Source organism: Pseudomonas sp. AC247 (assembly GCF_979258015.1).
This window is the reverse complement of the sequence record NZ_OZ409829.1, coordinates 4,661,958-4,675,427: the sequence shown is the minus strand read 5'-3', so window position 1 is coordinate 4,675,427 and position 13,470 is coordinate 4,661,958. Positions and strand designations below refer to the sequence as shown.

The following is a 13,470-nucleotide window of genomic DNA, read 5'->3' as shown; positions in this document are numbered from 1 at the left end:
CCTTCTCTGTCACGCCAGATCTGAAAAACGGCTCATTTATTTTTCAAGGATCAAAAGATCGCAGCCTTCGGCAGCTCCTACATCTGGAATGCATATCTCCTGTAGGAGCTGCCGAAGGCTGCGATCCTTTGATCTTGTTCCTTACACCCGCGCCTCAACGGTCACCCAATAGCGGGTAAAACGCCTCACCTTCACCGGCAAACTGATTTCCAACAGATCGAGAATCCGCTCACTGTCGTCCAGCGGGTAGGTCCCGGAGATCAACAAATCAGCAACCTTCCTGTCGCAATTAAGCTGCCCACGACGATAGCGACCGAGTTCATCGAGAAAATCCCCCAAGCGCATATGCGCCGCCACCAACATGCCGTCCACCCACGCTCCACTGTTGGCATCCAGCGCTTTCGCTTCACCAACAGACGTCGAGGTAAAACTCAGTTGCCGTGCCACTGGCAGCAACATCGGCGCACGTCCATCGGCGGTCAGCTCGACCCGACCTTCAAACAGTGCAACCTGCGTGCGATCGGCAAATTGCCGGACATTGAGCCGTGCTCCCTGAGTTCTCAGCATTCCCTGCGCCGTACGCACTTCAAACGCGTGCGACGCGGTCAGGGACATTTCGCCTTCAAGCAAACGAATCAGGCGCTGATCAATCCGCACGTCAGCCGCACTCGCCGTGTTGAGATGCAATTGATCGCCCGCGCCCAACGCCACTTTGCGCCGTTGGCCAACAGGGCTGCGGTAGTCGGCGAGTAACGACGGCAGCGGATTATGTTCGCGCATGCCCCAGGTGGCGGCCGAACCCGCGCCGAGAATCAGCAGCAGTTTCAGTGCGTGACGTCGGCTAGCGGACTTCGGCGCGTTCAACGCCGCATGCGCCAATGGCGAAGACACACCGCGCAGTCGCTGGTTGACCCGCTGAATGTGTTCCCACGCCCGACGGTGTTCGCTGTGCGCATCCAGCCACTGTTGCATCGCCCTTTGCTGGTGCGGACTCAGTGCGCCTTGCTGCATTTCCATCAGCCAGTGCACCGCTTGTTCGGCGACCTGCGAGGAGAAATCCGGCGCGCGGTTCATAGGGAGAAATAGCAGCGCATCGCCGCCTTGTTCAGATGACGTTTGACCGTGGCCACGGAGATGCCGAGTTCAGTGGCGATCTGTGGATACGTCAGGCCATCGACCTGCGCGAGCAAAAACGCGCGTTTGACCTGACGCGGCAAGCCATCGAGCAGCTCATCCAGCTCGATCAAGGTTTGCAGGATGATGGCTTTGTGTTCTTCCGACGGCGCGACCATTTCCGGCATTTGCGCGAGCGTGTCGAGGTAGGCGCGTTCCAGGTCCTGACGGCGGTAGTGATTGAACACCACCCGCTTGGCGAGGGTGGTGAGAAAGGCGCGCGGTTCGATGATCACCGGCGGCTCGCGCGCGGTCAGTACCTTGATAAAAGTGTCTTGCGCCAGATCCGCCGCGCTGTCCGGGCAGCCGAGCTTGCGCCGCAGCCAGCCGGTAAGCCAGCTGTGATGGGCCTGATAAAGCGATTCGACGCAATGGACGGACGACAACGGTATTACTCCGGGCGCTGTGATGACGCGGTAGAGAGCATGCGTTAGAGAACAAGAACTGTTCGCATTGTAGAGGCTGGTTATACTTCCCGGCAATCAGATGCTTTTGCATATGAGAATATTTATCATTAATATTGCTCGCCTATTGGTTCGGCTTGTCGGCCGGACGTTTTCGTTTCAGGGTCGAAACATGAAAGCCAAACTCGCCGCACTCCCCATGTCCTATCGTCTGGCCGTCACCTCACGGGTGCTGGCCGCGGTGTTTGGCGGTTATCTGGTCGCGGCGCTGGCCAGTGTCACACTGACGATGTGGTTGCCATTGAGCCGTGCCGAAGCCGTGGTGACCGGCATGACCGTTTCGTTTCTGGTCTATCTGGTGGCTGTGCTCTGGTGCTTCGCCTGCCGCACCGCATGGTCGGCGTGGGTCGGTCTGCTGGTGCCGAGCGTGATTCTGGCGACCATCTCCGGCGCCGCGCGCGGGTTGGGTTTTGCATGAAAGAGGGCTTTCGCCAGGCGATGGCCTGGTTGCACACCTGGACCGGATTGGTGTTCGGCTGGCTGCTGTTCGCGATTTTTCTGACCGGCACCCTGGCCTATTTCAACGACGAAACCACGCACTGGATGCAGCCGGAAATCCCGGCGCGGCCGATCAATGCCGAAACAAGCCTGAGCCTGGCGCAAGATTATCTGCAGCAACATGCGGCCGGTGCTTCGCGCTGGTTGATCGACTTGCCCGATGCGCGTGACCCCGGCCTGACCGTGCGCTGGCAACAGGCGCCCGCGCAACCCGGCGTGCGCGGCCGCTTCGAATCGAAAACCCTCGACGCCCAGACCGGCGCCGAAGTGCAGGGCCGCGAAAGCATGGGCGGCGAGTTCTTCTACCGTTTCCACTTCCAGCTGCAGATGCCTTATCCGTGGGGGCGCTGGCTGGCGACCATCGCCGCGATGGTGATGTTTGTCGCGCTGATTACCGGGATCATCACCCACAAGAAAATCTTCAAGGACTTCTTCACCTTCCGTCCGCGCAAAGGCCAGCGCTCGTGGCTTGACGGGCATAACGCGGTGGGCGTGCTGGTGTTGCCGTTTCACCTGATGATCACTTACAGCAGCCTGGTGATTTTTATGTCGATGGTCATGCCGGCGAGCATTTTGGCGTCGTACGGTAGCGACGTGAACAAGTTTTATGATGAGGTTTTTCCTGCATCCAATACCCCGGAACGCGCCAACATTCCGCAGGCGCTGGCGCCCATGGCACCGCTGTTGGCCAAGGCCAGCGAGCGATGGTCGGGCGGCCATACGGCGCGACTGTCGGTGAACAATCCGGGCGACGCCAACGCGACAGTGGTGCTGTCGCGTGCCGGCGATCGCGTGGTGCACGATTTCGGCCGTGCAGTGACGTTCAACGGCGTAAGCGGGCAGATGCTCGGCAGCACGCCGGATCAGCCGATGGCCATGGCCGTCGGGGGCGCGTTCTACGGTTTGCACATGGGCCACTTCGCTGGCCCGGTCTTGCGTTGGCTGTACTTCATCTGCGGGCTGGCCGGCACCGCGATGATCGGCACCGGGCTGGTGATCTGGCTCGGCAAGCGTCAACTCAAACATGCCAAAAGCGGCGTGATGCCATTCGAGCTGCGCTTGGTGGAGGTGCTGAACATCGCCAGCATGGCCGGGCTGGTGACGGCGGTGGCGGTGTTTTTCCTGGCCAATCGTCTGCTGCCGACAGGTCTCGCCGGGCGTGCGGATTGGGAAGTGAATGCGTTCTTTATCGCTTGGGGGCTGAGCGTGATACACGCATTTTTGCGTCCGGGTCGCAAGGCCTGGGTCGAGCAACTCGCGGGCGGCGCGTTGCTGTTTACGGCCGTGCCGGTGATCAATGCGCTGACCACGCCGTGGAATCTCGCGGCGACCCTGACGCAGGGCGATTGGACTCTCGCCGGTTTTGATCTGACCTGCCTCGCCACCGGCGTGTTTCTGGCGTGGGCCGCATGGAAAATGCAGCGTGCCGGCAGCACCGTCAACGTGAAAAAAACCCGTCGTGAAAAGGCTCGGCCGATCACCCTTGAGCAGGGAGCGAACTGATGCTGTTGGCGCTGCTGCTGTGTTACGCAGGGTTCACCGCGTTGTGTCTGTCGATGCCGCGACACCACGATGAACTGCTCGGCCACAAACCTTCGGCCGCGCGTCGTCAGGGGCTGAGAATCGGTGGCTGTTTGTTGCTGTGTTTGTCGCTGTGGGCGGCGGTGACCGTGAACGGTTGGAGTTTTGGTCTGGTCGACTGGTTCGCCGTGCTGATGCTCAGCGCATTGACCCTGGTGTTGCTGCTGCCTTATCGCCCGCGTCTGGCGTTGGCGCTGGCCGGGCTGAGTCTGTTGGCCAGCCCGGTGGCGGCATGGGCGCAGTGCTGACGTGCTGATCGGTGTCCCTCCGGAATCGCGCGACGACGAACCGCGCGGCGCACGTGCGCATTTTCTCCAGGTGTTCCTGTCCCAGCGTTCGCAAATGGAGGCGCTGGTGAACCGGCGTGTCGGCTGCCGGGCGACAGCGGCGGATCTGGTGCAGGATCTGTTTCTGCGTTTCTGGCGGCGGCCGTTGGTGCAGGTTGAAGAACTCAGCACCTATCTTTTGCGCTGCGCCGGCAACATCGCCATCGACCATTTGCGCAGCGAAGGCACGCGTACGCGGGTCAACGAAGGCTGGCAACCGGATGAGCCGGACTGCCACGGCAGCGAACCGCAAGCCGCGCTTGAAGCGGGCAATGATCTGCGCCATGTCGAAGCCGCGTTGCGCGCGTTGCCCGAGCGCACTCGGCAGATCTTCTTGCTCAATCGCATCCACGGTCGCAAGTACGCAGACATCGCCAAGGCCATGGGCCTGTCCCAAAGTGCCGTGGAAAAACATATGATGCGCGCCCTCGAGGCCTGCAAGGCCAGCCTGCGCGAACCCGCGCCACGCACGCCAGGGAAAGCACCGTGAAGCCAACCGATTACGTCACCCCGACACCGGCTCAGGAGCAGGCTGCATTCGCTTGGCTGAGCCTGTTGCATGATCGGCCAAGCGCGGGCGATCAACTCACCTTCAGCCAATGGCTGCGCGCCGATCCGGCGCACGCCGAGGCGTACGCGCAGGCGCAAGTGGTCTGGGAGTTGAGCGAAGGCCCGGCGCGAACGTTGGCCGATGAAGACGCTTTGGCGCTTCAGGGTTTTCTCGATGCGATGGATCGGCCGCGTCGTCCGCAGCTGTTGCGGTGGTCGGGCGCGCTGGCGATGGCCGCGTGTCTGTTGTTGATGATCAGCCTCGGCACCGGGTGGCAGCCGCAGCGCTGGATCGATGATCTGGGGGCGGATTACGTTTCCGCACCGGGTGAAATTCGCACGGTGACGTTGGCCGATCAATCGCAAGTCACCCTCGATGCTGACAGTGCGATTGCCGTGGATTTCAGCCGTGGCGAGCGCCATGTGCAGTTGCGCCGTGGCGGCGGTTTTTTCAGCGTGACGCACACCGGCGATCCGTTTGTGGTGGCGGCTGATCAAGGTGAAGCGCGGGTGCTCGGGACGCAATTCGAAGTGCGTCTGCAGCCGCATGGCGCGCAGGTCACGGTATTGTCAGGACGCGTTGGCGTGAAGGCGGATCATCTGGGCGAACAGCAGATTCTCACAGCGGGGCAGCAAGTTGCTTATGCCGACGGTACAGCGCGAAAAGTCCATGCGGTGGACAGCGAGGCGCAACTGGCCTGGCGTCAGGGCTGGCTGACTTACTACAAGTCGACGCTAGCGGAGGTGGTGGCGGATTTGCGCCGGTATTACCCGGGGCGGATTGTGCTGCTCAATGATGAGCTGGCGGCGCGCAAGGTCAGTGGCAGTTTTCCGAGCAAGGATCCGCAGGCTGTTCTGAATTCTCTGCAAGGGGTGTTGGGGTTTGAGCAGCATCAGGTGTTGGGGCATTTGATTATTTTGCGTTGAGGCGACGTCAAAAGATCGCAGCCTGCGGCAGCTCCTACATTGAAATGCGATCCCCTGTAGGAGCTGCCGAAGGCTGCGATCTTTTGATCTCGAATAAATATTTTCAAATAGTGATGAGGTAAACCCGAACGCCATCCGTGTAGTGACTGAAACTGCGAGTCATTCGCATCCGTTGCGGTTCTACACAGGTCATTGAGCAATGAAGTCCAGGGCAAAATCGGGTTCGGTCAAACAGTGGTTAAGCGTGTCGGCATTGAGTTTTTCGGCTTTGGCGTTGTTGCCGATGAGCATCGCCCTGGCCGCTGAAACCGTCAGCAGCCCGACGCAGAAGCAGTTCAATTTCGCCTTGGCCGCCAAACCGCTGCCGCAAGCCCTCAGCGACTTCAGCCGCGTCACCGGGCAAAGCGTGGTCTATACCGATGAAGCGCCGTACGGTCTCACCGCGCCGGCGGTCAGCGGCCAGATGAGTGCGGAACAGGCGCTGCAGAAGTTGCTCACAGGTTCCGGTCTGAACTTTCGCCGCACCGACAGCCACACCCTGGCGCTGGAACCCAAACCGACCGAAGGCGCACTGAACCTCGGCGCCACCACCATCACCTCGCTGCGCGACGAATCGACCAGCTACCAACCGCCGCCAACCAGCTCGGTAATGCGCTCGTCGGCCTCGCTGCAGGAAGTCCCGCAGACCGTCAACGTCATCCCGGCGCAGGTCATCCGCGATCAGGCACCGCGCAATCTCGACGACGCACTGGCCAACGTCAGCGGCATCACTCAGGGCAACACCTTGGGCAGCACGCAGGACTCGGTGATGACCCGCGGTTTCGGCGACAACCGTAACGGCTCGATCATGCGCGACGGCATGCCCATCGTGCAGGGCCGTGGCATGAACGCCACGGTGGATCGCGTCGAAGTGCTCAAGGGCCCGGCCTCGTTGCTCTACGGGATTCAAGACCCCGGCGGCGTGGTCAACATGGTCAGCAAGAAGCCGGAACTGACGCCGTACAACGCGCTGACCCTGCGCGGCTCGACCTACGGCGACGGCAAGAATGGCAGCGGCGGCACCTTCGACAGCACCGGTGCGCTGGGCGATTCCGGGCTGGCCTATCGCATGGTGCTCGATCACGAAGACGAAGATTACTGGCGCAATTTCGGCACCCACCGCGAAACTCTGATTGCTCCGTCGCTGGCCTGGTTCGGTGAAAGCACCAAGCTGTTGTTCGCCTACGAGCATCGCGAATTTCTCACGCCGTTCGACCGTGGCACCTTGATCGATCCGCGCACCAATCATCCGCTGGACATCTCGCGCAACGAGCGTCTCGACGAGCCGTTCAACAACATGGAAGGGCGGTCTGATCTCTATCATTTCGAAGCCGACCACGAACTCAACGACGACTGGAAAGCCCATTTCGGCTACAGCTGGAACCGCGAGACCTACGACGCCAGTCAGGTGCGCGTAACCGCCATCGACACCAAAAAAGGCACGCTGACCCGCAGCATGGACGGCACGCAAAACGCGATCAGCACTGACCGTTTCACCACCGCCAGTCTCGAGGGCAAAGTCAATGTGCTGGGCATGCAGCATGACCTGGTGTTCGGCGTCGATGACGAGTACCGCAAGATCTACCGCGCTGACCTGATTCGCCAGAAAAGCCTGAGCACCTTCAGCTACGTCAATCCGGTGTATGGCCGTGAAGTCGAAGGCACCACGGTCAGTGCCGCCGACAGCGCGCAGACCGATGAACTGCGCAGCGATTCGGTGTTCATGCAGGACTCGATTCACCTCACCGATCAATGGATTCTGGTCGCCGGCGGGCGCTTCCAGGAGTACGACCAGTACGCCGGCAAAGGCGTGCCGTTCAAGGCCAACACCGACAGCAACGGGCAGAAGTGGGTGCCGCGCGCCGGCCTGGTGTATCGCTACACCGACGCCTTGTCGTTCTACGGCAGCTACACCGAATCGTTCAAACCCAACTCGACCATCGCCCCGCTGAGCGGCAGCAGCACCGTGCTCGACGGCAGCATCGCGCCGGAAGAAGCCAAGTCGTGGGAGCTGGGTGCGCGTCTGGATATGCCGGGCCGCATCACCGGTAACATCGCCTTGTTCGACATCAAGAAACGCAACGTGCTGGTGGCCAACGCCGAGGGCCCGACGACGATTTACAGTGCGGCCGGCGAGGTGCGCTCGCGCGGTCTGGAACTGGACTTGACCGGGCAACTGAGCGAGCACTGGAGCATGATCGGCAGCTACGCCTACACCGACGCCGAAGTTACCGAGGACCCGGACTACAAAGGCAAACGCCTGCAAAACGTGGCGAAGAACACCGGCTCGTTGTCGGCGGTGTATGACTTCGGCAGCGTGATCGGCGGCGATCAATTGCGCGTCGGCGCCGGGGCGCGGTATGTCGGTGAGCGGGCGGGTAACGCGGTGAATGATTTCGATCTGCCGAGCTACACCGTGGCTGATGCGTTTGCTACCTACGACACCAAGATTGAAGGGCAGAAGATCAAGTTTCAGCTCAACGTGAAGAACCTGTTTGATCGCACTTACTACACCTCGGCGGCGAGCCGGTTCTTTGTGTCGATGGGCGATTCGCGGCAGATCTCGCTGTCCAGCACCCTGGAGTTCTGATTCGCAACCGCGTCATCGTTCATCGCTGGCAAGCCAGCTCCCACAGGTTATTGGTCGAACACAAACTTTGTGAACGACTGAAGAATTTGTGGGAGCTGGCTTGCCAGCGATGAGGCCCTGACAGGCAACAAGAATTCCGCTCTACCGCAAAAACGCCTGCCGATACTCGCCTGGCGTCCCACCCAACACCTGCTTGAAGCGGTTGGTGAAATGGCTCGCACTGGCAAACCCACAGGCCAGCGCAATCTCTCCCAACGGTAGCGAAGTGTTGCGCAACAATTCCCGCGCCCGACTCAAACGTCGCGCCAGCAGGTACTGGTGCGGCGGCAGGCCGAAGCTCACGCGGAACATCCGCGCAAAGTGGTATTCCGACAAGGCACACAATCCCGCCAATTGCCCGAGGCTGATCGGCTCGGCCAGCTGACTGTCGATGAACTCCACCAACTGCCGGCGTTGATGCGCGGCCAGCCCACCCTTCAGACGCAGACCCTGACGCGCGCCGACCTGGCTGAGCAAGGTGTGGCTGATCAGTTCATGCGCCAGGCTGCTGGTCAGCAAGCGTTCGGCGGGCTCTTCCCAGTTAAGGGTCAGCAAATGCCGAAAGCGCTGCGCCTGCTGCGGGTCTTCGAGAAAGGTCTGTTCGCGCAACTGCATTTCCCGTGGCTCGCGATCAAGCAAGGTGACGCAACCAAGGGCAAATTGTTCAGGGCTGAAATACAGGTGCGCCAGACGGATATCGCCATTGATGACCCAACCGGACTGGTGATCAGCCGGCAGGATGCACAGTTTGTCCGGCCCGCCCTTGTTGCCTGGCTGGCCGCGACGAAACGTGCCCGTACCGCCATCGATGTAGCACGAGAGGGTGTGATGGCTCGGCGCTTCGTATTCCTGGGCGTCGTGGTGGTTGGTCCACAAGGCTGCAGACAAGCCGTCACCGAGCTCGGCGCTGTGCACCAGGCGTGCATTCGGCGAACGGTTAAGCGCTTGAAAGACTTGCAGGGTATCGATGGCGGCCATGATCGGTTCTCTTCAACGCCTTGCATCCTACTCCGTAGACGCCGCGCTGCCAGCCTGCCGCCAGACAAAAGCGCAAGAATCTGCAAGCGCGCCGACGCTGGGTGCATCACGCTCAATCCCTATCCAACGCAAAACCTGTAGCGAGGGAGATTGCTCCCGCCTGAGTGCGCAGCGCTCACAACAATGTGCAGGCAGCCAGATTCTTGGGGCCGCTTCGCAGCCCGGCGCGAGCAAGCTCGCTCGCCACAGAAAAGCGTTCGGCGTTATCTCCAGGAGCTTGCACCATGAATCTGTCGTTGTATTTGCTGACCGTGCTGATCTGGGGCACCACCTGGATTGCCTTGAAATGGCAACTGGGCGTGGTCGCCATTCCGGTGTCGATTGTCTATCGCTTTGGTCTCGCCGCGCTGGTGCTGTTCGTCTTGCTGTTGCTCAGCCGTCGCCTGCAGCCGATGAACCGGCGCGGGCATCTGATTTGCGTGGCGCAGGGGTTGTGCCTGTTTTGTGTGAACTTCATGTGCTTTTTGACCGCCAGCCAATGGATCCCCAGCGGTCTGGTCGCGGTGGTGTTTTCAACCGCAACGCTGTGGAACGCGTTGAATGCACGGGTGTTCTTTGGCCAGCGCATTGCGCGCAATGTGCTGATGGGCGGTGCGCTGGGGCTGTTTGGCCTGGGCATGCTGTTCTGGCCTGAGTTGGCCGGGCATCAGGCCAGTCCACAAACCCTTCTGGGGCTGGGTTTGGCACTGTGTGGCACCTTGTGTTTCTCGGCGGGCAACATGCTTTCGAGCCTGCAACAGAAGGCCGGGCTCAAACCACTGACCACCAATGCCTGGGGCATGGCGTACGGCGCGGCGATGTTGTCGGTGTGGTGTCTGGTCAAAGGCATCCCGTTCGACATGGACTGGTCACCGCGTTACGTCGGTGCGCTGCTGTATCTGGTGATTCCGGGTTCGGTCATCGGCTTCACTGCTTATCTGACGCTGGTCGGGCGTATGGGCCCGGAGCGGGCGGCTTACTGCACAGTGTTGTTCCCGGTGGTGGCGCTGAACGTCTCGGCGTTTGCCGAAGGTTATCAATGGACAGCGCCGGCGCTGGTGGGACTGGTGTTAGTGATGCTGGGTAATGTACTGGTGTTTCGTAAGCCGAAAAGAGTGGTGGTGCCAGTTCAGGGAAAGTTGGCTTGAAATAAACGAGTGCTGAACTTCAGTGCTCGACTTTTAAACTGATGTAAATCATCACCGGGAACATGAAATCGACAATATGCCGTGCCCAGTCTTTGGCATTCCATGATTGCGAAGTGTCCATGTCAAACCACTCCACTCCCACGGTTTGCAAGCAGACGTAATAAATGAAGATTGCCGCAAGTATGCCCATGACCGAGAACTTTTTTGCCTCGTGGAATACCTCGGCGGGTGCGTTGATATGGCGCAGCAACTGGTAAGTGCCAATCAGGCAAAGCACGGTGTAGGTGACTTCCAGGGTAATGATGAACCAGTAGATCCGGTGATGAATCATCGGCGTCTCAATGGCTCGATACTTGATGCTTTCACTGGCCGTGGTGGTGTCCATGCTCAGGATGTGAGCCACGTAGGTGTAGTTTGCATTGTAGTCGGTGAAGTTGTGGATGATCACCAGCAGGCCAAAGAAACTGATGTAAGCCATCAGTATCACTTTGCTGTAGCGGATAAGTTTGTCGGTGTTCAAGATGTTCACAGCTTTAGCTCTCCATAGCGCTTGTCGATCATTCGGCAGCCGGGCAGAGCTTATAATGCTGTTGTTTGATTTTGTCTCTTGTTCGATTTCAAGTTATGTATAGCGATAACGAACGGGCAAGTACGATGTCGCACTTGCCCGTGCTCTTTTATCCGCGCCAGACTTGCGGGTTCACCAAGTCTTGCGGGCGCTCACCGAGCAGGGCGCTGCGCAGGTTGGCGAGGGCGCGGTTGGCCATGGCTTCGCGGGTTTCGTTGGTTGCGGAGCCGATGTGCGGCAGGGTCACGGCGTTTTTCAGTTGGAACAGTGGCGATTCGGCCAGCGGTTCTTTTTCGTAGACGTCCAGACCGGCGCCGCGAATGCGGTTGTTTTGCAGGGCTTCGATCAGGGCGGGTTCGTCGACGACCGGGCCGCGGGAGATGTTGACGAGGATTGCACTTGGTTTCATCAGGGCCAGTTCGCGGTGGCTGATGAGGTGGCGGGTTTTGTCGCTGAGTGGCACCACCAGGCAGACGAAATCGGCTTCGGCGAGCAGTTGGTCGAGGCTGCGAAATTGGGCGCCGAGTTGTTGCTCGAGTTCGGTCTTGCGGCTGTTGCCGCTGTAGATGATCGGCATGTTGAAGCCGAGGTGGCCACGGCGGGCGATGGCGGCGCCGATGTTGCCCATGCCGACGATGCCGAGGGTTTTGCCGTGAACGTCAGAGCCGAACAGCGGGGCGCCGACGCTGGCTTGCCATTGGCCGGCCTTGGTCCAGGCGTCGAGTTCGGCGACGCGGCGGGCGCTGCTCATGATCAGGGCGAAGGCGAGGTCCGCAGTGCTTTCGGTGAGGACGTCGGGGGTGTTGGTGAGCATGATGCCGCGTTGGTTGAAGTAGTCGAGGTCGTAGTTGTCGTAGCCGACGGAGACGCTGGAGACGACTTCGAGTTTGCTCGCGGTTTCGAGTTGGGCCTGGCCGAGTTTGCGGCCGACGCCGATGAGGCCGTGGGCGTGGGGCAGGGCTTCGTTGAATTGGGCGTTGATGTCGCCGGTTTTTGGGTTGGGGACGATGACGTCGAACTCTTGTTGCAGGCGTTCGATCATTGGCGGGGTGATGCGGCTGAAGGCCAGGACAGTCTTTTTCATTGCTGAGGGCTCGACGGGCTTGATTGCAAGCAAGCTAACATTTTCTCGCTTTGATTGTCTCGGGGGGCTTGGCGGCCTTTGGGCCGACCATGTTCTTGGGGGTTTGGGTGTATATCCGTTTTTTTTGTGATGGCGGATTGAGGTTTCGCCCTTACGGCGAGTCACCTTTTCCAAACGCCGAAAAGGTAACCGAAAAGGCTTTGCTCCTGCGTTCGGCCCGCTCGCTGGGGCTCGGGGTTCCTTCGCTGCGGGATTGATCCGGGGCGCAGCGCCTACGGTTTGCTTCGCTGCACCTCCTCTCGCTGTGTTTGGCTGCGCCAAACGGTCGCTGCGCTCCCACCCCCGGATCAATCCCTCCACTCAGCCTTCCGACGTCGCTCGTGGATCAAGATCAAAAGCTTTGTCGAGCTTGCGCTCATCCTGTGTAGGAGCTGCCGCAGGCTGCGATCCTTTGATCTTGCTTGTGCTTTTGTAAGAGCAGAGCCTGCTCGCGATAGCGGCCTGACAGCAGACCCATTTCTTTCAGACTGCACACAATCCAACTGTAGGAGTGAGCCTGCTCGCGATGACGTCCTGCCGGCCTACCAATATCTTTCAATTGTACTCAACCCCTGTGGGAGCCTGGCTTGCCAGCGATGGGGGCCTGACAGCCGACCATCTTTCAGTTGAATGCATTCAATCCAACTGTGGGAGCGAGCCTGCTCGCGAAGGCGGTATAACAGCCGATCATTTTCTGTGAGGTTGCAAGAGGCCTGAGTCGGTTTTCCAATTTTTTATCGCAACTCGAACTTAAAAACTGTCATTTATATCAGGTGTTAATTGCCCGAAGAGAAGGAAAACTTCTGTTAATGGTAGGGCCACTTAAATTTCCTGGAAGGGTTAAAACATGGAGCATGACGAGTTTTTTACAAAGGATCATCCCCGGTCGGCGGTACAAGGTACCGGAAATGCGCTAATAGGTGACTTTGCACCGTTTTCCGGGAAGGTCGTAAAATTCATAGTAGGTAGGGTCAATAAACTGGTGGTGCTGAGTGCAAAACAGGAACTTAGTCCGACTAAGTGGCTGGATCTTAGTCTCTACTTCAGCTTGGATATTGACAATGGAAGGCATCCATTTGTAAAAGGTGGAAAGGTTTCTCACATGATCTATTCAATCAATGAAAAAGTAGGCGCTGGGCATACCTTTAAGCCTTATTCAGCACTCTATGATACTGGATACGTTGACGTGAACTTTGATATTGCCAAGGGGACGTTTGACGGTGGTTTTGAACTATTGTTCGAAGGCAGTACGTCAACTACACGCAAAGATCATGGCGGGTTCAGAGGTGTTTCAGGCTTGGAATACGAGACTAACCCTGGTGTTGATCAATTGTAGGATTGAGCCTGCTCGCGATAGCGGAGTGTCAGACACCGTAAATGTTGAATGTGCTGCCGTCTTCGCGAGCAGGCTCGCTCCCACAGGGGAAT

At 59.3% G+C, this 13,470-nt stretch carries 13 protein-coding genes; 8 read left to right on the top strand and 5 right to left on the bottom strand.

Annotation, left to right across the window (positions count from 1 at the left end; all coding sequences use genetic code 11):
* Positions 1-141 precede the first annotated feature (141 nt).
* Together ACZZ0B_RS21315 and ACZZ0B_RS21310 are read right to left on the bottom strand one after the other, a co-directional pair.
* Positions 142-1,074 carry a FecR domain-containing protein gene (locus ACZZ0B_RS21315; RefSeq protein WP_463546174.1) on the bottom strand — a complete coding sequence of 311 codons (933 nt, stop codon included), beginning with the start codon at positions 1,072-1,074 and terminating at the stop codon, positions 142-144.
* Positions 1,071-1,559, bottom strand: a complete 489-nt coding sequence (locus tag ACZZ0B_RS21310; protein WP_440093303.1) for a sigma-70 family RNA polymerase sigma factor — start codon at positions 1,557-1,559, stop codon at positions 1,071-1,073. Before ACZZ0B_RS21310 ends, ACZZ0B_RS21315 begins: the two co-directional genes overlap by 4 nt.
* A 190-nt stretch (positions 1,560-1,749) precedes the next feature.
* Here ACZZ0B_RS21310 and ACZZ0B_RS21305 point away from each other — a divergent pair, with 190 nt between their 5' ends.
* The 6 genes from ACZZ0B_RS21305 to ACZZ0B_RS21280 all read left to right on the top strand — a co-directional run bounded on the left by ACZZ0B_RS21305 (position 1,750) and on the right by ACZZ0B_RS21280 (position 8,147).
* Positions 1,750-2,055 carry a DUF3649 domain-containing protein gene (locus ACZZ0B_RS21305; protein WP_008087787.1) on the top strand — a complete coding sequence of 102 codons (306 nt, stop codon included), beginning with the start codon at positions 1,750-1,752 and terminating at the stop codon, positions 2,053-2,055.
* A complete protein-coding gene (locus ACZZ0B_RS21300; protein ID WP_463546173.1) occupies positions 2,052-3,638 on the top strand; it encodes a PepSY-associated TM helix domain-containing protein in 1,587 nt (528 codons plus the stop codon). The genes ACZZ0B_RS21305 and ACZZ0B_RS21300 overlap by 4 nt, the downstream gene beginning before the upstream one ends.
* Entirely contained in the window at positions 3,638-3,964 is a 327-nt protein-coding gene (locus tag ACZZ0B_RS21295; protein WP_463546172.1) for a DUF3325 domain-containing protein, read from the top strand. The genes ACZZ0B_RS21300 and ACZZ0B_RS21295 overlap by 1 nt, the downstream gene beginning before the upstream one ends.
* A gap of 1 nt (position 3,965) precedes the next feature.
* Positions 3,966-4,532 carry an RNA polymerase sigma factor gene (locus ACZZ0B_RS21290; RefSeq protein ID WP_008087792.1) on the top strand — a complete coding sequence of 189 codons (567 nt, stop codon included), beginning with the start codon at positions 3,966-3,968 and terminating at the stop codon, positions 4,530-4,532.
* The gene (locus ACZZ0B_RS21285) at positions 4,529-5,518 is read left to right on the top strand and encodes a FecR family protein (protein ID WP_463546171.1); all 990 of its coding nucleotides are present in this window, start codon (positions 4,529-4,531) and stop codon (positions 5,516-5,518) included. Before ACZZ0B_RS21290 ends, ACZZ0B_RS21285 begins: the two co-directional genes overlap by 4 nt.
* A 199-nt stretch (positions 5,519-5,717) precedes the next feature.
* Entirely contained in the window at positions 5,718-8,147 is a 2,430-nt protein-coding gene (locus tag ACZZ0B_RS21280) for a TonB-dependent siderophore receptor (RefSeq protein WP_463546170.1), read from the top strand.
* A 141-nt stretch (positions 8,148-8,288) separates the two neighbouring features.
* On the opposite strand, the gene ACZZ0B_RS21275 is transcribed toward ACZZ0B_RS21280, so the two are convergent.
* Positions 8,289-9,164, bottom strand: coding sequence for a helix-turn-helix domain-containing protein (locus ACZZ0B_RS21275; RefSeq protein WP_440093312.1), 876 nt, complete (start codon positions 9,162-9,164; stop codon positions 8,289-8,291).
* A gap of 284 nt (positions 9,165-9,448) precedes the next feature.
* On the opposite strand from ACZZ0B_RS21275, the gene ACZZ0B_RS21270 reads away from it, so the two are divergent.
* Positions 9,449-10,351 carry a DMT family transporter gene (locus ACZZ0B_RS21270; RefSeq protein ID WP_158829544.1) on the top strand — a complete coding sequence of 301 codons (903 nt, stop codon included), beginning with the start codon at positions 9,449-9,451 and terminating at the stop codon, positions 10,349-10,351.
* A 19-nt stretch (positions 10,352-10,370) separates the two neighbouring features.
* On the opposite strand, the gene ACZZ0B_RS21265 is transcribed toward ACZZ0B_RS21270, so the two are convergent.
* Complete coding sequence (locus ACZZ0B_RS21265; protein ID WP_463546169.1) at positions 10,371-10,880, bottom strand: DUF2165 family protein; 510 nt, start codon at positions 10,878-10,880, stop codon at positions 10,371-10,373.
* Positions 10,881-11,028: 148 nt separating this feature from the next.
* Positions 11,029-12,003: a 2-hydroxyacid dehydrogenase gene (locus ACZZ0B_RS21260; protein WP_440093314.1), complete on the bottom strand. Its 975-nt coding sequence runs from the start codon at positions 12,001-12,003 to the stop codon at positions 11,029-11,031.
* An 886-nt stretch (positions 12,004-12,889) separates the two neighbouring features.
* Between ACZZ0B_RS21260 and ACZZ0B_RS21255 the strand changes: the two genes are divergently transcribed.
* A complete protein-coding gene (locus ACZZ0B_RS21255) occupies positions 12,890-13,378 on the top strand; it encodes a hypothetical protein (RefSeq protein WP_463546168.1) in 489 nt (162 codons plus the stop codon).
* Positions 13,379-13,470 lie beyond the last annotated feature (92 nt).